The sequence below is a fragment of the Bacillus niameyensis genome, assembly GCF_001375535.1.
Lineage (GTDB): Bacteria > Bacillota > Bacilli > Bacillales > Bacillaceae_C > Lederbergia > Lederbergia niameyensis.
Genome location: NZ_LN831197.1, coordinates 1,596,166 through 1,616,784, shown reverse-complemented (window position 1 = coordinate 1,616,784; position 20,619 = coordinate 1,596,166). Strand labels below are relative to the sequence as shown.

General features: G+C 38.1%; 23 protein-coding genes, 1 tRNA gene and 1 riboswitch. Of the genes, 18 read left to right on the top strand and 6 right to left on the bottom strand.

The features are described 5' to 3' along the window. Window positions 1-221 precede the first annotated feature (221 nt). Genes BN1243_RS07970 through hisIE form a run of 7 tightly spaced genes read left to right on the top strand, consistent with a single transcriptional unit; the run spans window position 222 to window position 5,981 of the window. Window positions 222-1,346: an ATP phosphoribosyltransferase regulatory subunit gene (locus BN1243_RS07970; protein WP_062105754.1), complete on the top strand. Its 1,125-nt coding sequence runs from the start codon at window positions 222-224 to the stop codon at window positions 1,344-1,346. Continuing rightward, the gene (hisG, locus tag BN1243_RS07965; RefSeq protein ID WP_062105752.1) at window positions 1,343-1,963 is read left to right on the top strand and encodes an ATP phosphoribosyltransferase; all 621 of its coding nucleotides are present in this window, start codon (window positions 1,343-1,345) and stop codon (window positions 1,961-1,963) included. Before BN1243_RS07970 ends, hisG begins: the two co-directional genes overlap by 4 nt. Beyond that, window positions 1,960-3,246, top strand: coding sequence for a histidinol dehydrogenase (hisD, locus tag BN1243_RS07960; protein ID WP_062105751.1), 1,287 nt, complete (start codon window positions 1,960-1,962; stop codon window positions 3,244-3,246). The genes hisG and hisD overlap by 4 nt, the downstream gene beginning before the upstream one ends. Window positions 3,247-3,266: 20 nt before the next feature. After that, window positions 3,267-3,854, top strand: a complete 588-nt coding sequence (gene hisB / locus BN1243_RS07955) for an imidazoleglycerol-phosphate dehydratase HisB (protein WP_062105749.1) — start codon at window positions 3,267-3,269, stop codon at window positions 3,852-3,854. A 20-nt stretch (window positions 3,855-3,874) separates the two neighbouring features. Beyond that, on the top strand, window positions 3,875-4,570 hold the full coding sequence (gene hisA / locus BN1243_RS07950; RefSeq protein ID WP_062105746.1) for a 1-(5-phosphoribosyl)-5-[(5-phosphoribosylamino)methylideneamino]imidazole-4-carboxamide isomerase: 696 nt from the start codon (window positions 3,875-3,877) through the stop codon (window positions 4,568-4,570). Between the two features lie 6 nt (window positions 4,571-4,576). Then, window positions 4,577-5,338, top strand: a complete 762-nt coding sequence (gene hisF, locus BN1243_RS07945; protein WP_062105744.1) for an imidazole glycerol phosphate synthase subunit HisF — start codon at window positions 4,577-4,579, stop codon at window positions 5,336-5,338. Continuing rightward, window positions 5,328-5,981 (top strand): bifunctional phosphoribosyl-AMP cyclohydrolase/phosphoribosyl-ATP diphosphatase HisIE, encoded by a 654-nt coding sequence (hisIE, locus tag BN1243_RS07940; protein WP_062110496.1) that lies wholly within the window; start codon window positions 5,328-5,330, stop codon window positions 5,979-5,981. The genes hisF and hisIE overlap by 11 nt, the downstream gene beginning before the upstream one ends. A 38-nt stretch (window positions 5,982-6,019) precedes the next feature. Here hisIE and BN1243_RS07935 read toward each other — a convergent pair whose 3' ends face one another. Next, complete coding sequence (locus tag BN1243_RS07935) at window positions 6,020-7,156, bottom strand: zinc-dependent alcohol dehydrogenase (protein WP_062105742.1); 1,137 nt, start codon at window positions 7,154-7,156, stop codon at window positions 6,020-6,022. A gap of 229 nt (window positions 7,157-7,385) precedes the next feature. Between BN1243_RS07935 and BN1243_RS07930 the strand changes: the two genes are divergently transcribed. Further along, window positions 7,386-8,843: an amidase family protein gene (locus BN1243_RS07930; RefSeq protein ID WP_062105740.1), complete on the top strand. Its 1,458-nt coding sequence runs from the start codon at window positions 7,386-7,388 to the stop codon at window positions 8,841-8,843. 137 nt (window positions 8,844-8,980) lie between these two features. On the opposite strand, the gene BN1243_RS07925 is transcribed toward BN1243_RS07930, so the two are convergent. After that, window positions 8,981-9,895: an MBL fold metallo-hydrolase gene (locus BN1243_RS07925; RefSeq protein WP_062105738.1), complete on the bottom strand. Its 915-nt coding sequence runs from the start codon at window positions 9,893-9,895 to the stop codon at window positions 8,981-8,983. Between the two features lie 280 nt (window positions 9,896-10,175). Between BN1243_RS07925 and BN1243_RS07920 the strand changes: the two genes are divergently transcribed. The 5 genes from BN1243_RS07920 to pabC are packed head-to-tail and all read left to right on the top strand — an operon-like array spanning window position 10,176 to window position 14,852. Further along, window positions 10,176-11,333, top strand: coding sequence for a DEAD/DEAH box helicase (locus tag BN1243_RS07920; RefSeq protein ID WP_062105736.1), 1,158 nt, complete (start codon window positions 10,176-10,178; stop codon window positions 11,331-11,333). A 5-nt stretch (window positions 11,334-11,338) separates the two neighbouring features. After that, on the top strand, window positions 11,339-11,995 hold the full coding sequence (locus BN1243_RS07915; RefSeq protein WP_195892087.1) for an HAD family hydrolase: 657 nt from the start codon (window positions 11,339-11,341) through the stop codon (window positions 11,993-11,995). Between the two features lie 22 nt (window positions 11,996-12,017). Continuing rightward, window positions 12,018-13,415: an aminodeoxychorismate synthase component I gene (gene pabB / locus BN1243_RS07910; protein WP_062105734.1), complete on the top strand. Its 1,398-nt coding sequence runs from the start codon at window positions 12,018-12,020 to the stop codon at window positions 13,413-13,415. Continuing rightward, window positions 13,412-13,993, top strand: a complete 582-nt coding sequence (pabA, locus tag BN1243_RS07905; RefSeq protein ID WP_062105733.1) for an aminodeoxychorismate/anthranilate synthase component II — start codon at window positions 13,412-13,414, stop codon at window positions 13,991-13,993. The genes pabB and pabA overlap by 4 nt, the downstream gene beginning before the upstream one ends. A 1-nt stretch (window position 13,994) precedes the next feature. Continuing rightward, the gene (gene pabC, locus BN1243_RS07900) at window positions 13,995-14,852 is read left to right on the top strand and encodes an aminodeoxychorismate lyase (protein ID WP_062105731.1); all 858 of its coding nucleotides are present in this window, start codon (window positions 13,995-13,997) and stop codon (window positions 14,850-14,852) included. 57 nt (window positions 14,853-14,909) lie between these two features. Here pabC and BN1243_RS22840 read toward each other — a convergent pair whose 3' ends face one another. After that, window positions 14,910-15,044 (bottom strand): hypothetical protein, encoded by a 135-nt coding sequence (locus tag BN1243_RS22840; RefSeq protein WP_268258065.1) that lies wholly within the window; start codon window positions 15,042-15,044, stop codon window positions 14,910-14,912. A gap of 135 nt (window positions 15,045-15,179) precedes the next feature. After that, window positions 15,180-15,323 carry a hypothetical protein gene (locus BN1243_RS22040; protein ID WP_154669823.1) on the bottom strand — a complete coding sequence of 48 codons (144 nt, stop codon included), beginning with the start codon at window positions 15,321-15,323 and terminating at the stop codon, window positions 15,180-15,182. A gap of 177 nt (window positions 15,324-15,500) precedes the next feature. Here BN1243_RS22040 and BN1243_RS07895 point away from each other — a divergent pair. Beyond that, window positions 15,501-15,573, top strand: a tRNA-Arg gene (locus tag BN1243_RS07895). Window positions 15,574-16,353: 780 nt separating this feature from the next. Here BN1243_RS07895 and BN1243_RS07885 read toward each other — a convergent pair. After that, entirely contained in the window at window positions 16,354-16,635 is a 282-nt protein-coding gene (locus tag BN1243_RS07885) for a hypothetical protein (RefSeq protein ID WP_062105727.1), read from the bottom strand. Window positions 16,636-16,850: 215 nt separating this feature from the next. On the opposite strand from BN1243_RS07885, the gene BN1243_RS22300 reads away from it, so the two are divergent. Both BN1243_RS22300 and BN1243_RS22295 read left to right on the top strand, forming a co-directional pair. Beyond that, the gene (locus BN1243_RS22300) at window positions 16,851-17,012 is read left to right on the top strand and encodes a hypothetical protein (RefSeq protein WP_195892086.1); all 162 of its coding nucleotides are present in this window, start codon (window positions 16,851-16,853) and stop codon (window positions 17,010-17,012) included. Further along, window positions 17,012-17,155: a hypothetical protein gene (locus BN1243_RS22295; protein ID WP_195892085.1), complete on the top strand. Its 144-nt coding sequence runs from the start codon at window positions 17,012-17,014 to the stop codon at window positions 17,153-17,155. The genes BN1243_RS22300 and BN1243_RS22295 overlap by 1 nt, the downstream gene beginning before the upstream one ends. A 42-nt stretch (window positions 17,156-17,197) precedes the next feature. Here BN1243_RS22295 and BN1243_RS07880 read toward each other — a convergent pair whose 3' ends face one another. Then, a complete protein-coding gene (locus tag BN1243_RS07880; protein ID WP_062105725.1) occupies window positions 17,198-17,761 on the bottom strand; it encodes a beta-class carbonic anhydrase in 564 nt (187 codons plus the stop codon). Between the two features lie 118 nt (window positions 17,762-17,879). Beyond that, window positions 17,880-17,927, top strand: a riboswitch (PreQ1 riboswitch). Between the two features lie 477 nt (window positions 17,928-18,404). Here BN1243_RS07880 and BN1243_RS07875 point away from each other — a divergent pair. Then, entirely contained in the window at window positions 18,405-18,935 is a 531-nt protein-coding gene (locus BN1243_RS07875) for an NfeD family membrane protein (RefSeq protein WP_062105723.1), read from the top strand. An 18-nt stretch (window positions 18,936-18,953) separates the two neighbouring features. Further along, complete coding sequence (locus BN1243_RS07870) at window positions 18,954-20,498, top strand: flotillin family protein (RefSeq protein WP_062105720.1); 1,545 nt, start codon at window positions 18,954-18,956, stop codon at window positions 20,496-20,498. Window positions 20,499-20,619 lie beyond the last annotated feature (121 nt).

The following is a 20,619-nucleotide window of genomic DNA, read 5'->3' as shown; positions in this document are numbered from 1 at the left end:
TCTTTTTGTTTTAATAGGTGCACAGTGCTAGTTAATGGAATTCGATCATGAAAATTCTAATCGTGTCTGAAACTAAATGATCGACTTTATTTGTATCTAAAAAGTATTTTGAATTTTTAATTGACGAATGTTCAATCTTTATGATAAAGTAAGAGAAATTCAATAAATACTTTAGTTCGATAGAGTGCTAATGAATTAAAGAATCGGGAAGTGAATAATACATGTTTGTACCAGCAGGAAGCAGAGATGAAATGGGATCGGTAGTCCGTAATCGTTTTAATGTAATGGAAAGGTTCAGAAGAATCATTACATTAAGAGGATATAATCTCATTTCTACACCAGTTGTCGAATATGCCTCAACATTTACAAATGAATTTGTAGAAATGAAATTACAAGATATGATGAAATGGTTTAATCCAGAAGGAGAAATTGAGGTACTCCGTCCAGATTGGACAACAGCGATAGCAAGAGCGCTTGCCACTCAAGAAAAGACCCCTCAGAAGTGGGCTTATCAAGGATCAGTATTTCAGCAATCAACTCCTGGTATTGAATCTCACCAAATTGGGGTTGAAACGTTACATTTACCTGAATTGCTCGGTGAGGGTGAATGTTTACTAATGGCTAGATCTTTCCTTCGCGAACTGGGTACTGGTGATTGCCTTGTTGAATTAGGGCATACAGAAATATATGAGAGCTTGGCCAGTAAGTTGGATTTACCTAAACCAGAGTTGGAACGGTTAAGACTTGCTATGCATGATAAGAAAAAGGATGAAGTGTTTCAAATTGCTAAAAATGGTGGAAGCATTGAAATTGCTTCGGAATTGGCGATGCTTGTAGATGCGTACGGATCGCTCGATGTATTAACTCAATACGAGGAGCGTTGGAAAGAACAAAAGAACTTACTTCAGATACTAGATCATATAAAAAAGGTCGCTCAAGTCCAAAAGCAATCAGGAAATGAGGAAATTTTAATTGATCTTGGCAGAGTGAAAAACCTGCCGTACTATTCAGGAATTATGTTTAGAGGATTTTTAAAGGAAACGGGCGAGGAATGTTTCTCCGGGGGCAGGTATGATCGCCTTTATGAACAATTTGGAGAAAGTGTTTCCGCTGTCGGGTTAGCCTTTGATGTCGATGTACTTGCTGGTAGATTAGTAGATTCAGAGATAAGAGAAAAAATCTGTATCATTGCTGAAGTTGATGCCCTTGCCTTTACAGAAGGTTTAAGAGCGGAGTTTCAAGATGCTATCGTCGACGTGCAAATCGAGCGATTAAGCGATAAAGACTATGATCGAGTTTTTGAAGTGTGTAATCGAAACGGAAAATTTGAGGTGATCGAAAGATGAAACCTGTCATTGCTTTAACGAAAGGAAGATTAGAAAAACAATTCATCCGCTTTCTAGAAGAGCGAAATTATAATGTTGATCCACTTCTAGATAAAGGAAGAAAGCTACAGGTAGAAACGGATCAGTTTTTTGCTTTCTTTGCTAAGGGGACTGATGTAGCAACTTATGTAGAGTATGGGATTGCTGATTTAGGAATTGTTGGTGAGGACATTTTAATGGAATTTCAGCCAGATGTGTTTGATTTATTACCTCTCCCTTTTGGAAAATGCCGTTTTGCAATTGCCGGAGAGCCTAATCAAAACCCTGATCAACGAAAGCAAAGAATTGCTACAAAATATCCGAACATTACAACAAAGTATTTCCGCGATCAAGGAAAATCGATTGATATCGTAAAGCTAGAAGGGTCTGTTGAACTTGCTCCTTTACTTGGACTCGCAGATGACATCGTTGATATCGTAGAAACAGGAAATACATTGAGAGAAAATGGTTTAGTTGTAAAGGAAGAGATGTTTTCCATTTCAGCGCGCTGTATAGCAAATCGAACATCTTTAAAACTAAAAAAGAATATTCTTTCTCCATTGATTGATTCCTTTTGGATTGAGGAGGTAATCAAATGATACCAGTTTACTCGTCGGAAAAATTTACTGAGCTGTTTATTAGTAAAAAGACTAAAAAAGAGCCGTTTTCAGAAAAAGTTCTTACTACCGTAAAAGATATTATCGAAAATGTCCGTGTTAAAGGCGATGAGGCATTAAGAGAATATATGCTGAAGTTCGATGGTAGTGTACCAGAAAATTTGGTCGTATCAGAGGAAGAAAGACAAGCTGCTTGGCAAGAAGTATCCGAAGATGTCATCGAATCTTTAAAGAAGGCGGCAGTAAACATTCGAGCTTTCCATTCTAAACAATTGCAACAATCACGAATGATGCAAGTTACAGATGAGATCATTTCGGGCCAACTTTTTCGCCCAATTGAACGTGTAGGTGTTTATGTACCTGGCGGGAAGGCTTGTTATCCATCTAGTGTACTAATGAATACAATTCCAGCGGTTTTGGCGGGAGTTGATGAAATTGTGATGGTTACACCAGCTCGTAATAAAGGAAACATTGAGCCGATTTTATCTGTTGCTGCTGATATTGCCGGTGTCCATACTATTTATAAAGTAGGGGGTGCGCATGCAATTGCAGCCTTAGCCTATGGAACAGACAAAATCGCATCTGTTGATAAAATTGTTGGTCCTGGAAATGAGTATGTTGCCGCAGCGAAGTCACTAGTGTTTGGCGATGTTGGGATCGACATGATTGCGGGCCCTTCAGAAGTTGCGATTATTGCGGATGGATCAGCTAATCCGAAGTATGTAGCAGCCGATTTAATTGCTCAATCTGAGCATGATGAAAAAGCACGTGCTTTTCTTTTTACGACATGCGAGCAACTTTTACAAGAAACATTATTTGAGGTAGAAAAGCAATGCGCAGTATTACCAAGAGAAAATATTGCTAAGGAATCCCTTTTAAATGAAAGTGCGGTCGTTTTAGTCGAAACGATCGATGACGCTTTTCAGTTAAGTAATCAATTAGCACCTGAGCATTTGGAAATACAATTAGATAATGCCCTTACTTTTTTAGGTAAGGTGAAAAATGCGGGTTCTGTTTTCGTTGGTCATTACACGCCAGAGTCTGTCGGAGATTATTTTGCCGGTCCGAACCATGTGTTGCCAACGTCTGGGACAGCAAGATTTGCCTCTGGTTTATCTGTTGATGATTTTATGAAAAAAACAACATATGTTTACTATTCAGAACAAGCATTAAATCAAGCAGCCCCATATATTGAAAAAATTGCTGAAGCAGAAGAACTGGAAGGGCATGCTCGAGCGGTTACTGTCAGATTGAAATCTGTATGAAATAAAGGGGAGTGATAGAGATGCGAACTGCTACTGGCGAAAGAGAAACAAGAGAAACGAAGATTGCGATAGAATGTCGGCTTGATAATCCATCTGTAGTAGAAATTGAAACAGGTGTTGGATTTTTTGATCATATGCTTGAGGCATTTGCCCGTCACGGCCGAATTGGTTTGACATGTAAGGTGGAGGGTGATTTACATATAGATAGCCACCATACTGTTGAAGACACAGGAATTGTATTAGGAAAAGTGATTCGAGAAGCTTTAGGAGATAAAGCTGGGATCGTGCGCTACGGTTCTTCTTACGTACCAATGGATGAAGCACTTGCGTTTGTTGCTATTGATATTAGTGGAAGGCCATTTCTCCATTTTGAAGGGGAATTTGCGACGCAATCACTAGGGAATTTTGACACAGAACTTGTAAAGGAATTCTTCCAAGCTTTTGCTTTTAATTCGGGAATTACATTACATGCACGTGTGTTATACGGTGAAAATACTCACCATAAAATAGAAGCCCTTTTTAAAGCGTTAGGCCGTGCATTAGCAGAAGCGGTACGGATTGATGCGAAAATAGAGGGTGTTATCTCAACGAAGGGCATGATCGAGTAAAAATGTTTAGGGGGCTGGAAATGAAAATTTTACCTGCAATGGATTTAATTAATGGAAAATGTGTAAGGCTTTATCAAGGAGATTTCAATCAAACGACACAAGTGGGGAGCGACCCTCAATCACAGCTCCAAACATTTATCCGCGACGGTGCTGAAATTATCCATATTGTTGATTTGGATGGTGCACGTTCAGGAAATCCTGAACAATATGAATTAATTGCTAAGTTATCGCAAAATTCGACAGTTCCTATTCAAGTAGGTGGGGGAATTCGCACAATCGAAACAGTAAAAGCGTATGTGGAGGCAGGAGTATCTCGTATTGTGATCGGGACTGCTGCATTGGAAGATGAAGCTTTCTTGAAACAAGCGCTTGAACATTATTCTGAACAGATTGTAATTGGCATTGATGCTCGCAACGAGAAAGTCGCGACAAGAGGATGGGAATCGGAAACAGAAGTTGATTATATTGAATTTGCTAAATCGATGGAGCAACTTGGTGTAAAGCGAATTGTTTTTACGGATATTTCTAAGGATGGAACGATGCAAGGCCCTAATCTTGAACAATTAAAGAAGATTCACGATGCTGTAGATTGTGAGATTGTCGCATCTGGAGGAATTAGAAATCAAGCAGATCTTGCTGCGATTGCAGAAATTGGGATTAAAGAAGCCATCGTAGGAAAGGCCATGTATGAAGGTACAGTCAAATTAAGGGGATGAATTCAAATGACAACAAAAAAAATCATACCTTGTTTGGATTTTAAAGATGGCAAGGTTGTCAAAGGTATTAATTTTGAAGGTTTACGCACGATGGGAGATCCTGTTGAAATGGCCGAATCTTATTGTAAAAATGGAGCTGATGAATTAGTATTTCTCGATATTTCTGCGACAACTGAAGAAAGAGATACATTAGTTGATGTCGTTAAAAGGGTAGCCGAAAAAGCAACAGTTCCATTTACAGTTGGCGGAGGAATTCGCACAATTGAAGATATAAAGAAAATTTTAGCAGCTGGTGCTAATAAAGTTGGAATTAATTCCGCAGCAGTTGAAAATCCAAATTTTATTAAAGAAGCTGCAGAACAATTTGGCTCGGATCGAATTGTTGCTGCGGTCGATGCTAAGCTTTTTCCAGATGGGTCTTGGCATGTTATGACTCGTGGAGGGTTAAAAGATGCTAGTTTGGATGCGATTGACTGGTCCAAAAAGGTAGAGGAACTTGGGGCAGGCTCCATCCTGCTTACAAGTGTTGATAAGGATGGAGTTAAAGATGGTTATGATTTGGAATTGACTCAAGCTGTGGTAGAGGCAGTGAAGATTCCAGTCATTGCTTCAGGTGGCTGCGGAAATGCGGAACATATTGTTGAAGTGTTTGAAAAGACTAATGTGGCCGCGGCATTAGCAGCATCTATCTTCCACGAAAATTCAACTAGTATTGAAGAAGTGAAAGTGCTGTGCAAGGAGCGAGGAGTCGATGTTAGTGAAGCCTAATTTCTCTCAAGGGCTTATACCCGCGGTCATAGTCGATGATCATACTGGTGAAGTTCTCATGCTTGCCTATATGGATGAAACTGCCTATGAACGAACATTGGAAACGAAAGAAACCTGGTTCTATTCCCGCTCACGTAAAGAATATTGGAATAAAGGAGCAACATCGGGCAATAAACAGATTGTGAAATCGATCAGTTTAGATTGTGATCAAGACACTATATTGGTTAGAGTCCAACCACTTGGTCCTGCTTGTCACACTGGAGAAACTTCTTGTTTTTATAATGAAATTTATCGCGATGAATCGACTTCAATACCTTCCTCAACTATTTATGCGAGTTTAATGGAAGAAATTAAGGAGAAAAAAAACACACCTGTCGCCGGGTCCTATACGACTTATTTATTTGAAAAAGGGATCGATAAAATTGCAAAGAAATTAATTGAAGAAGCTGGCGAAGTAGTAATTGGTGCAAAGAATGGTGATAAAGAAGAGGTCATTAATGAAAGCAGTGATTTAATTTATCATTGTCTTGTATTACTAGCTGACCAAGGGATTGCTCTTGAAGAAGTGGAAGCGGAACTTAAAAGGCGTTCTTCCAAAAAAGGCAATGCCAAAGAAGAACGACCGGAAATTGAAAACTGGTAGAAATAAGGAGTGTTGAGTTGAGTCAACACTCCTTATTTTTATGACGTTTTTAAGACGACTTTTATACATTCATCTTCATGTTCGTTAAAAATATGGTATCCATGCGCAGCTTCATCAAGAGAAATTCGATGAGTTATAATCTCGGTAGGATCAAATTCCTCTTTGGTGATTTTCTCATAAAGCTTAGGCATGTAATGAATGACAGGTGCTTGCCCCATCTTTAATGTAATGTTCCTAGTGAAAAATTCTCCAAGTGGAAAAAGGTTATAATTTGATCCATAGACTCCAGTTAATTGGATCGTTCCAAACTTACGGACTGCTTTTGAAGCAATATTGATTGCACTCATTGTTCCACCTTGAAGTTTCATTTTCTGCCCAATTTTTTCAATCGGATTCTTTTTACCATCCATTCCAACACAATCGATGACAATATCGGCTCCACCTTTTGTAATCTCATGCAAAAAGGCACCAGTGTCGTCAAGGTGGCTAAAGTCAAATGTTTCCACTTTATTTGTCTTTTTAGCGTGATTTAGTCGATATTCTAAATGATCCACAGCAATCACTCGTTTTGCGCCTTTCATCCAAGCGAACTTTTGTGTCATCAGTCCAACTGGTCCACAACCTAAAATTACCACAGTGTCTCCCTCTTTAACACCTGCACTTTCAACGCTCCAATATGCTGTAGGAAGAACATCGGAAAGAAAGAGTAATGCTTCATCTTCTAATTCACATGATTCTGGAACAACAAAGGGAACGAAATTACCATATGGAACTCGTAAATATTCGGCTTGTCCCCCGGCATAATCACCGAACATTTCCGAATAACCAAAATATCCCCCTGTATCTAAATGTGGATTTGACTCATCACACTGGCTTTCCATTTGATTCTGACAATAAAAGCATTGTCCACAGGAAATGTTGAATGGGATGACAACTCTATCTCCTTTTTTTACTTTGGAAACGCCAGGTCCGACTTCTTCAACAATTCCCATTGGTTCATGCCCGATAATATAATCATCCTTTAATCTCATATTTCCCTGATATAAGTGTAGATCGGAACCGCAAATCGCTGTCGATGTAATCCGGACTATAATATCATCCTTTTGCTCTATTTTAGGATCAGGCATTTGTTTGACTACAATGTTTTTTGGACCTTGATATGTTACTGCTTTCATCTTGAGCACCTCAGTCTATTTTAGTCTTTTTTATATTGCCCAAAGTTCAGCAATGGTATCGAATTAAAAAAGCAGAGCTACTTAAAAAGTGGATTTGCCAATCGAATTGTATCTCTACCCATAGTTAAACAAATATGAAGAGACAAGAATTTTTAGAAAATAAATAATTCATTGTAGAAAAATAATGAATATAGTAGTAGATTGGATTTAGGAAGAGGAGGGAAAAGCTGTGAAAAACTCTAAGTTAGATGGAAATGATGAACTGCTTGATATTACGATTGACCAAATACAGCAAAAACTTACCAATGGTGAATGGACATCAGTAGAGCTTGTTCAAATGTATTTGTGTCGGATAGCTACATATGATAAAAAGATCCATTCTATTCTTGAAATAAATCCAGATGCCTTGCATATTGCAGCAGCGCTCGATCTAGAGAGGAAAAAGAAAGGACCTAGAAGTGTTCTTCATGGAATCCCCATTTTATTAAAAGACAATCTCGATACTGGAGATAAAATGCATACATCAGCAGGATCATTGGCACTTGCAGATCATTATGCGACTGCGGATTCTTTTGTAGCTGCAAAACTTCGGAAAGCTGGAGCAATTTTACTTGGAAAAACAAATATGACGGAATGGGCAAACTTTATGACGTTTGGTATGCCCAGCGGATATAGCTCAAGAGGTGGACAAACACTTAATCCGTATGGACCATTTGATGTTGGAGGATCAAGTTCTGGATCTGGAGCAGCAATCGCTAGCAATTTTGCAGCTGCGGCGATCGGAACGGAAACGTCGGGATCGATTTTGAACCCATCTTTGAAAAATTCTTTAGTCGGGATTAAACCTACAGTAGGTCTTGTTAGTAGAAGCGGAGTCATTCCTATTTCTCATAGTCAAGATACTCCAGGACCGATGGCAAGATCGGTGAGGGACGCAGCCCACCTCTTGTCATTTATCGCAGGTTTTGATGAAAAAGACCCTGCAACAGGAACGATACCTCTTATAGAAGGATATGATTATGCAAGTGAGCTAAAGGGAACAAGCTTGACCGGTTTTCGAATTGGAATTGCGGGGGAACCATTTACTGATCGAATGAGTAAACATAAACTAGCGATGATGGAGGAAGCACTTAGAGTTTTACGTGAGCTTGGGGCTGAAATCATAGAAAATATTGAAATTCCATCAGCAACAGAAAGCTGGGGGCTCGAAATATTGACATATGAATTTAAGCCGAATTTGAATGCCTATTTAGGGAAAACGGCTTCTTCTAATTCCATTAGATCGCTAGCTGATTTAATTTCTTATAATAATAAACATCCTGAGAAGATGTTGAAATACGATCAAAAGCTTTTAGTTGCATCTGAAGAAACAAGCGGGTCCCTTGTCGAGGCTGAATATTTGCACATATTAGAGCGAGATCAATATTTAGCGAGAGAACAAGGAATAGATTATGCATTAAAAGAAAATCAACTTGATGCGATTATGTTTGGCGGAGATCGTGGCTCTGGTATCGCGGCCAAAGCAGGATACCCAACCGTCATTGTTCCAACCGGCTATATACCAAACGGTGAACCATTCGGAATCTCCTTTTCAGGTACAGCGTATAGCGAGGAAGTTTTATTAAAAATTGCCTATGCTTATGAGCAGGCAACAAAACTTCGCAGGGCTCCTCATTTGGGAGAATAGGGAAAATACACTCAATTGATTTTGTGAACATAAAGACTTTAAGTTTTTAGAAAATATGAATGAACTTAGATAAATGCTCAAAAATCAGAATATATGCCCCAAGATTCCGAATATGGAAACATCATTCGGAATCTCTTTTATATTTTTAACGTTTCACCAATCTTCATAATCTTTAATTCATTTTTCGGAAGTTCACGCTTTGTCCACTCTGCGAGCAAGCGATCCAATGCCTCTTTTGGTGTATCATCGGCTAGCATATATGCTCCATAATGCATCGGAATCATCGAATTCGCTCCTGTATCTATATAAGCCTGTACAGCCTCTTCGGGATTGACGTGTTGATTGGACATGAACCATTCAGGTTCGTAGGCCCCAATTGGCATTAAGCAGTAGTCAATATTATAGCGCTTACCAATTTCGGAAAAACCCTTGAAATAACCACTATCACCAGCAAAATAAACTGTCTTTTCCCCTACGATAACCCATCCACCCCAGTGGGAACGATTTGTATCGGTCAAAGTTCGTTTTGTCCAATGTTGTGCCGGAACAAAATGAATTTTAAGACCATCAACTACTTGCTCATCCCACCATTTACATTCGACAACATTACTAAATCCTTTCCTTCTAAACCAAACTCCTAATCCAATAGGTACAAAAAAGGTCGGATCGCCTTTTAATTTTCTAATAGATGAATAATGTAGATGGTCATAATGACTATGGGATATAAAGACATAATCGATTGGCGGTAATTGATCAATAGGGAGTCCGGGTGGTGTTAGCCGCTTTTCGGCACCCATTCTAATAGCCCAAACAGGATCGGTTATAATATTTTTACCATTTAATTGGATGAAAAAAGTGGAGTGTCCAATCCACGTAATAGTTGAGGTAGTCTTGTTATGGGTTAAAAAGTTAACTTCTGGTTCCTTTACAACAGGAACTTGATAAGAAAGAGATTTCTTTTTTTGTTTTCTCTCTTTTCTCCACTGGAGCAAATCTTTAAAAGTAGAAACTGTCGCATTTTTATCCATATTCTCAAAACGCTTATTTTTCATTGGTATACCCCTTTATTCAGCATTTTACTATCAGCATATTCACTGAATGAAGTTTCACCTTTCCTTTTCATGCATTCAATATGGTACCATGTTTTGGAAATGAAAGGAATTATTCAGATTAGCTTTATATACATAAGAAATTTCTTTCTTCGATGGGAGTATAGTATGATTAAGGCAGATAGTTATCCCGTAAAAGCCCGATTGGTTCAACTAACAATCAGTAAAGGATAAAACAGCTCCACTGATTGAAGTTTCACTTTAAAAGAAACGAGGAAAAAATATGCAAAGAGAAAATGACCATTTTTTAACAAACTTAAAATTGGATTTGCAAAAAAAATGGCAGGAAAGAGGATTTGAAACAGCAACGGCTATTCAAAAATCGGCGATCCCCCTTATTCTGGAAGGAAAAGACGTAATTGCTGAGTCCCCAACTGGTACCGGTAAAACAATCGCTTATCTACTTCCGATTATAAATAAAATCAATGTAGAGTCAAAAGGGTTACAAGCTGTCATTCTGGCACCATCGCGTGAATTAGTAATGCAAATCTTTCAGGAGATTCAAAACTGGATAGCAGGTACAAATATAAAGAGTGCATCATTAGTTGGCGGAGCCAATATAAAGCGGCAATTGGATAAATTAAAAGAGCGGCCGCAAATTATTGTCGGCACTCCAGGACGAGTTCTGGAATTAATCAAGTTAAAAAAGCTAAAAATGCATGAAGTTCAATCGATTGTACTTGATGAAGGTGATCAATTACTAGTGGCTGAACATTTAGATACGGTTCGAACGATTGTGAAATCCGCCTTGAACGATCGACAGCTGTTGTTATTTTCCGCTACGCCATTAAAAGAGCATGATCAGATCAAAGCAATGATTGGAAGAGAAGCAGAAACTATAAAAATTAGTAGGCAAGACACTAGCTTAGCAAATAAAGTTCAGCATTATTATTTAGTTTGTGAAACACGCGAGCGCTCGAAACTTCTTCAAAAGATAGCGGCTATGAAATCTGTTCGTGCTCTTGTTTTTGCTAGAAGTGTAGGGAATATGAATGTCCTGCTAGAGAAATTAAGGTATGAAGGAATAGCGGTGGAAGCCCTTCATAGCGATTTAACTAAGCAGCAGAGAGAGAAGGCTTTGACGTCTTTACGAAATGGGGACATAAATATATTACTTGCAACTGATATCGCAGCCCGAGGGCTAGATATTGAGGGGCTTACTCATGTTATTCATTATGATTTTCCTGAGGATTTGGAACAGTATATCCATCGCTCAGGAAGAACTGGAAGAATGGGAGCAACCGGTACTGTTATCTCTTTTGTGACACCAAGGGAAGAACGTGAACTTAAAAAGTTTAGTAAAAAACTTCAATTAGAAATTCAACAAAGACGAATCTATAAGGGACAGTTGGTGGAGAACAAACAAGCGAAAAGGGGATAAACTAAATGATTAAGGCAGTTATTTTCGATTTCGATGGTCTTATTTTGGATACCGAAACGCTTTGGTATGAATGCTACAAGGAAGTTCTAGCTCAGTATCAAGTAGAACTTCCTTTAGAAGTTTTTGCGCAAATTATCGGAACGCATGATTCACTCTTTCATGAGTATATGAAAGAGCAATTAAAAGATACTGCTAGTATTGATGTAATTAATAAGACGGCTGCTGCTTTACATAAAGAAAAAGTAGCTGAAATAACGATTCGTGAAGGTGTTAAAGAGTTTTTAGACGAAGCAAAGGAATTGGGATTAAGGATTGGTCTCGCAACTAGTTCAAGTACAAGGTGGGTTATTCCATTTCTAAAGAAATTTGAAATAATCGATTACTTCGAATCTATAAAAACAAGAGATGATGTGGAAAATATTAAGCCTGATCCTGAGCTATATTTAAAAACATTAGATGAATTCCAAATACAACCTGAAGAAGCGATTGTGTTTGAAGATTCTTTAAACGGTGCAACTGCAGCAAAACGAGCTGGCATACCATGTGTGATTGTTCCTAACCCGGTAACGAAGGATTTAGATTTTAAAGATTTCTCTCTCATTATCGAATCAATGGGAACCCATTCTTTAAATAAGATCATAAAACAAATGATAGTTTCCTAGAATTAATTGAATAGGTGATGTTGTGGAAAAGCCAATTTTATATGAAAAACATGTTTTTTCAAATGAAGCATTTTTTGAGAAGTATTTCGCTTTATCGGAGAATTTGGAACACCATATTTTATTAGAGAGCGGGCGAGCGGGCCGTTATAGTATTGCTGGATTACGACCGTTTGCTGTGATTAGCGGTGACTCGGAAGGGATTAAAATAAGCCAAGGGGATCAAGAGAGCTTTTTTATAGGGGAGCCGTTAGCTGAGCTGGAGAACTGGATGAGTCAATTCTCGTTTCCACGTCAGCCCAATCTCCCGGATTTTCAAGGCGGTGTGATTGGTTATATTAGTTATGATTATGGTCAATTCATTGAGGATTTGCCAGACTTAGCTGCCGATGATTTACAGTTACCAGTAATTTACTTTCTTGCTTTTGACGAATGGGTTGTTTTTGATCATGAAAAAAATTGCTTGTGGTTTATGGTTTTAAATCGAGACGGGGCAAACGAAAAGTTGGCAAACTTAAAAAAGCAATGGCTAACTGCTGAAAGTGAGCAGGAAGTGCCAATAGTCGATCTCCCAATAAATCAAGAATTGCACGTTTCTTTTACGGAAGAGAAATTTATTGAAGCTGTTCAAAAGACTCAAGCTTATATTAAAGCAGGCGATGTTTTTCAAGTTAATTTATCTGTACGCCAATCCCGGAAAAGTCCAGCACGTCCAATTGAAGTTTATAAAGAATTGCGTAAGTTAAATCCATCGCCATATATGGGGTATGTTCATACTCCAGAATTTCAAATTGTTTCTGGATCGCCAGAATTATTGATTAAAAAGGATGGTACCCTTGTAAGCACAAGACCAATCGCTGGAACGAGACCTCGTGGACTGGATGACCAAGAAGATATAAAACTTGCCAATGAATTGATTGAAAATGAAAAAGAGCGAGCGGAGCATATTATGCTTGTTGACCTAGAACGGAATGATCTTGGTCGTGTTTGTCAATTTGGAACCGTGCAGGTAGATGAGTTTATGACAGTTGAAAAATATTCCCATGTTATGCATATTGTTTCGCATGTGAGTGGGAAACTGGCAGAGGAAAAGAGTCCAGTTGATCTTATAGAGGCAGTCTTTCCCGGTGGAACGATTACAGGAGCTCCGAAAATTCGCACACTTGAAATTATTGAAGAGTTGGAACCTGTTAAACGAGGGATTTACACGGGATCTCTAGGATGGATTGGTTTTAATAACGATTTAGAATTAAATATCGTCATTCGTACAATGCTTGTTCAAAATGAAATGTGTCATGTTCAAGCTGGAGCGGGAATTGTCATTGATTCAAATCCAGAATCTGAATATCAAGAATCATTGAAAAAGGCAGAGGCTCTCTGGCGAGCTTTGGAAGCAGTTGAGAAGAGGGGGCGAAACGATTGATTCTTATGATTGATAATTATGATTCCTTTACATATAATCTTGTTCAATATTTTGGAGAACTAGGTGAACAAATTGAAGTGAAGCGTAATGATACGATTACTCTTGAAGAAATCGAAGAGATGTCCCCAGATTATATCGTGATTTCACCTGGACCATGCACCCCAAATGAAGCAGGGATTTCTCTTGAAGTTATTGAACGTTTTGCAGGGCATATTCCAATACTTGGAGTTTGTCTAGGACATCAAGCCATTGCTCAAGTTTTCGGTGGGAAAGTAATAGGTGCAGAGAGGCTAATGCATGGAAAAACTTCGCCTGTTTTACACGACGGGGAGACGATTTTTTCAGGGTTGCCTAGTCCATTTAATGCGACGAGATATCATTCATTAATTGTTGATAAAATAAATTTTCCGGAATGTCTATTAATATCGGCGCGAACACCAGGTGGGGAAATTATGGCATTAAGGCACAAAGAATATCCGATAGAAGGTGTCCAATTTCACCCTGAATCGATAATGACTGAATCTGGGATGGAATTACTACGAAACTTTATTGAAATGTATCGTAAGGAAGTAAGTTAAAATGTACATTTATGTAAACGGTCAGTATATCAGAAAAGAGGAAGCCGTAATTTCTCCTTTTGATCACGGATATTTATATGGTCTTGGTGTTTTTGAAACATTTCGGACTTACAAATGTCACCCATTTTTATTAGATGATCATTTAGAAAGATTAAATAAAGGATTACAAGAATTGGGCATCATGAAAGAGTTTCATCGTAATGAGGTAATGGAAATAATCGGTCGTTTAGTAGAACTAAATGGCCTTCCGGATTCATATATTCGCTTTAATGTATCAGCGGGAATCGGAGAAATCGGTCTGCAAACAGCCCCTTATGATGGACCAACGATAATTATGTTTCAAAAAAGTCTTGCCCCAACTCAACCGAATCAAGAGAAAGAGGCGGTTATAGTTTCAATACCGCGGAACACACCTGAAACAATCCATCGTTTAAAATCGCATCACTTTTTTAATAATGTTGCAGCAAAAAGAGAAATTGGGTCAGATACCCAAAAGGAAGGAATTTTTCTCACTAAGGAAGGATTTTTAGCAGAGGGGATTACTTCAAATCTATTTTGGGTGCAGGACGATGTGCTTTATACGCCTTCACTTGAGACGGGTATTTTAAATGGAATTACGCGAAAATGGCTGATTACTATGGCGAAACGGCTTGGAATTAATTTACAGGAAGATCTATTTTCAGCCTCTGCTTTAAATGTCGCCCAAGAAATCTTTTTTACTAATTCGATACAGGAAATTGTCCCCGTTTATAAGCTCGGAAAGAAGCTGTTTCCAGGTAAAGAGGGAAAGTTATATCAAAAGTTTCATAAAGAATATAAAAAATGTGTGAATACGCATTGGTCAATCGAAGGGCTCTAGTATTTCTGGTTTATATTAAAAAAATAATAGCCTTCCACTTGGGAGGCTATTTATAAACTAATCTGAATCCTTTGGAGGTTTATCTACTTTATGAGCATCCTGACTATTGAGGGGACCTCGAAGGAAATACACAAGAAAAGAGGCAACGAAAGCAACAACTACGAGAATACCGACTGTAACTCCCCACTGCATACGTGAATCCCTCCTTATCTAATGAAGTATATGACATAAACCCGACCTATTATGATACTCATTTTTCCCCTACACCCGAAAAAGTAAACATAAAAAAATCATCTCCCATAAACAAGCAGGAGATGATCGTTAAAATTATTTTGTGCTAAAATGATTGGAAGGTACCTCATCGATTTTACTAGAATCCTTAGTTTTTAAAGCACCACTAATAAAATACATTAGGAAAGAGGCAACAAATCCTAAGACGACAACTAGTCCTAATACTATTCCCCATTGCATTGTATAAATCCCCCTTTAAGATTTATTATTGAAAAGACCAAGTATTAATTATCGGTCTTTATATGAATGATTTACAATTATAAAAGCTACTAAATAAATTATATCGGATTTAATACTTTTAATCAAAGGAACTTTGTATTATAATTGAAAAGGTATTTTAATTCATGTCTAAATTATGGCTCCGTAGCTCAGAGGATAGAGCGTCGGTTTCCTAAACCGTGCGTCACAGGTTCGATTCCTGTCGGGGCCGTCAAAGTTCGGTATATCAACGTTTGCACGATGTTGTGGTAATTGATCGGATATTAGGAATCTTACGGTTTTGAAGCTTGAAAATAAGGAAACCATTCATACCCTTCTTCGTTAGTTCTTAATAAGAATTTCGAAGGAGGGTATTTTTTGTGATAATAAAACAGAAATTTGGGCGGACGTAGCCAATTGAGCGTTTTCGATTTTTATGAGTACAGAAACTAACCTGCGCATGAGAGTCTCTTGACGACAAAATAGGGGAACTTTTTGTAAGGAATGTATTAGATAGCGTGTCGCTTAGACAAAAAACAGAAGGTAATACTGTTGAAAATATCTCTGAAAGGGTATCTCAAAGACAAATACGAAGGGATATAGCAAGAAATGTCTGTGATCAGGAGTCTCAGAGACAAAAGAGAAGTAATTTTCCCGAAAATGTCTTTGAAAGGGTATCTCAAAGACAAATACGAAGGGATATAGCAAAAAATGTCTCAGATCAGGAGTCTCAGAGACAAAAGAGAAGTAATTTTCCCAAAAATGTCTTTGAAAGGGTATCTCAAAGACAAATACGAAGGGATATAGCAAAAAATGTCTCTGATCAAGATTCTCAGGGACAAAAGAGAAGTAATTTTCCCGAAAATGTCTCTGAAAGGATATCTCAAAGACAAATACGAAGGGATATAGCAAGAAATGTCTCAGATCAGGAGTCTCAAGGACAAAAGTGAAGTAATTTTTCCGAAAACTGTTATTAATAAGCGAGTCTTGGAAACGGAAGATTTGTTATTCATCATAGTTCCTTCTGCCCCCTATATGCTAAAACCGTTGTTTTCAGTGAAGCATAAGAGCCTATTGCAGCATATCCATAAAACCATCCCATAAAAATACCAGCGATTAGATCGTTACGGTGGCTAATAAAAATGGAAATAATTAGCCCTAGAGCTAATGCAATGGTAGGAATATATTGCTTTGGGATTTTCAAAAAAACTTTTAATCCTTGGGTAAGTATCATCACTACTGGGATAGCTATGACTGCATCCCAAAAGTTTGTATGAATTGTTGGAAAGTCCATAGTTCTACACCTTCACTCGGCTTGAATATATGTTGAAAAACACTGCTTCTAATTATTAGAGTGTATCACAGACTAGGTTTTATACTTGAAAGGATATCTTGGATTAAAAGAGGAGACCTTTAACCTGTATAAAAATATACAGAAAAAGGAAAAATATTGATGACTCTATTGGTCAAACTAAGCTTGCATAAATTTATAGAGGGAGGCAATTTACTTTGGCCAAACGCAAAGCTGAACATAATGCTGTAGAAAAATACACAAAAACTCCGGCAAAGAATATTGAAGAGTCCGATTTTACGGCTGAATTTGCTGCTGGGGAAGATCCTATGAAGCGAGCAAATCGTAATTCGCAAAAAGGACGGAAGGGTAGATCTTAATGAAGAAGAAAGAAAAGGGTCAACCATTTAAAGAAGAATTTGGTATGGAACTTGGCGATGTAAATGCCGCCAAATTTTATGAACTTCAGAGTCAAAAGAAAGACACGAAGGAAAAAAATCCGAATGAAGGTTGTAGGGAATAATAAGAAGACCGAAGCTTATTTTGCTTCGGTCTTCGTTTCATTTTATTCAGAATAACCGCTACTTACTAAATCAAGCTTTCCTGTTTCTGGGTCAATAACAAGTCCATGGACTGGAACTTTTTTATCCATGAGCGGATGGTTTCGAATCATATTGACACTGTGGCTTACACTTTCTTCAACGCTATTGAAGCCCTCAAGCCACTCGTGCAAATTAACTCCAGAATTAGTAATTATGTCAATTGTTTCCTGAGGTATGCCACGTTTTTTCATATCTTCTATCATGACATCGCTTTTCAGAGCGCTCATCCCGCAATCGTGATGGCCAATGACATAAACTTCATCAGCTTGTAGTTCGTATACGGCTACAAGTATACTCCGCATAATACTACCAAATGGATGAGTGAGCACAGCCCCGGCATTTTTAACAACTTTAACATCGCCATTTTTAGTATTCATGGCTTTATGTAACAGCTCAACTAGACGGGTATCCATACAGGTGAAAATCACCATTTTTTTATCTGGGAATTTTGTTGTGGAATATTCCTCATATAATTTTTCCTCTGTAAAATACTTATTGTAATCCAGTATTTCTGATAATAATGACATTTACTTCACCCTTTCTATTTTTATTTTATAAAACTATTGGAGTAAACAAAAGTTTTTTTTCTTATTGACGATATTTAAATAACTCCTTATCATTACGGTAGTAACTAAATAGGCCCCATTGGGAGAGGTTCATAGCGATTAACCCTCTATAAAAAACTATGGATGAAAAATATCCAGCCATATCGATCGCGATGTGGCTTTTTTCATTTTAAAGTTTATGAACCTTCTCCTTTAATGGCTACATTAAGGAGGATTTTTTTATGTCTGGAAGAAACGAGGATACACTGCAAGATTTGTCATTGCTTTCTGTGATACACTATTTGTTTATGTAATGGCAAGCGTATGTAAGCGGGAGCAAACGATTGGAGAAACAAACGCATTTTTCATTCGATCATGATTCAATTAAGGCAGGAAGCTTTATTAGGAAGCTTCCTGTTTCTTTAGAATTTCATTAAAAAGCAGGCAATGGAATTGATTAAATAGTATAATAAATATAAAGAAGGACAGCGATCCGCTTATATAAAAAATTGTTGATTGTTTTTTGAAACCATTCACCTAGTTCTTCCGTATATAAGTTACAAAAGAGGGGCGGTGATTGGCGGACATTGTTCTTTCACATAACAATGTAAAGTGAGTGATGAATATGACATTGTTTGGTTATCCGATTGAAACAATCTACCTCATTTTGCTCATTATCTCCGGAGTCGCAACGATACTGTATTTGTTTTTCGGAGATGTTTTAGAGGGAGCAGATGAAATAAGTCCTTTTTTAAACCCTGTTTTAATATTGGCCTTCATTACTTTTTTTTCAGCAGGAGGATTTATTCTCGAAAAAGTGACAAGTCTTCATTCCATCATCATTATGATCATTGCCGTTTTCATGGCCGCACTTCTAGATCTTCTATTAAATATTTTTGTATTAGTACCGATGAAGTCAGCGGAGCAGTCGCTTAGTTATACTGAAAAGTCATTGGAAGGTCGAGTAGGAAAAACGATTGTTTCAATACCACAGCAAGGTTTTGGAGAAGTCGTCATTGAAAGTTACAGCGGGATGATTTCCAAGCCTGCAGCAAGCTTTGAAGATACACCGATTGAAGAGGGGAAAGAAGTCCTTGTGATTGAAGTAAAAGACGGTGTGTTATATGTAACCCCCTACCAACCTAGTTTTAAGTAGAAAAAGGAGGATGTTTGTATGCTAGCTGAATTTGGAATTTGGATTGTTATTGCAATTGTTGCTTTCATATTAATTGCACTAATTGGTGTTTTCGTATCGAAATATCGGACTGCTGGACCTGACGAAGCTCTAATCGTTACAGGAAGCTATTTAGGTGGGAAAAATGTCCATACCGATGAAGCGGGGAATAAAATTAAAATTATCCGTGGTGGCGGTACCTTCGTATTGCCAGTCTTCCAACAGGCCGAACCTTTAAGTCTATTATCTAGTAAACTAGAAGTTACGACTCCTGAAGTGTATACGGAGCAAGGTGTACCAGTTATGGCTGATGGTACAGCGATTATCAAAATTGGCGGTTCTATCGGAGAAATTGCAACTGCGGCCGAACAATTTTTAGGGAAATCGAAAGAGGACAGGGAAATTGAAGCTAAAGAAGTACTAGAAGGGCATCTACGTTCCATCCTCGGTTCAATGACAGTTGAAGAAATTTATAAAAATCGTGATAAATTTTCTCAGGAAGTTCAACGTGTTGCTTCCCAAGATTTAGCGAAGATGGGTCTTGTCATCGTGTCATTTACGATTAAAGAAGTTCGTGATAAAAATGGTTATCTAGATTCATTAGGTAAACCGCGGATTGCTCAAGTAAAAAGAGATGCAGATATCGCTACCGCAGAAGCGGATAAAGAAACAAGAATTAAACGTGCTGAAGCTGCTAAGGATGCGAAAAAGGCAGAGCTTGAGCGTGCAACTGAAATTGCTGAAGCAGAAAAAATGAATCAATTAAAAATGGCGGAATATCGTCGTGAGCAAGATATTGCTCGAGCAAGTGCCGACCAAGCCTATGATCTTGAAACTGCTCGTGCTAAACAAGAAGTAACCGAGCATGAAATGCAAATTAAAATTATCGAGCGTCAAAAGCAAATCGAATTGGAAGAAAAGGAAATTTTGCGTCGTGAGCGCCAATACGATTCCGAAGTTAAGAAGAAAGCTGACGCTGATCGCTACGCAGTAGAACAGTCTGCTAATGCTGAGAAAATGAAACAAATGGCGGAAGCGGATGCCCATCAATACCGTGTTGAAGCCACTGCAAAAGCAGATGCTGAGCGCGTTCGCTTGGACGGTCAAGCAAAAGCCGATTCCCAACGTGCACAAGGGGAAGCTGAAGCCGAAGTTATTCGTTTGAAAGGTATTGCGGAAGCAGAAGCTAAACAAAAAGTGGCAGAAGCTTTCGAACAATTCGGTCAGGCCGCTATTCTCGACATGGTCTTGAAAATGCTTCCTGAATATGCGAAACAAGTTGCTGCGCCGCTTGGTAATATCGATAAAATTACTGTTGTTGACACTGGTTCAAGCGGTGAAGGTGGTGCCAATAAAGTAACAGGCTATGCTACTAATCTCATGTCAACAATGCAGGAATCTTTGAAAGCATCTGCTGGCATTGATGTAAAAGAACTACTAGAGAACTTATCCGGTAAAAATAATGTTCGGGGCAGTATCGAGCAATTAACAGAGGAAGTTCGCAACAGCAAGAAGAATGTAACAAACATTTCTGATAGTGAGTAAGTTTAAACCCTGGGGAGCCCCAGGGTTTTTTCATGCTGTCAGGTCATTGTTACACGTTTGTTGACTGGTTTATAACGTAAAAAACTTTTACAACCGAAATATTAAATAATTTAAGTCCCAT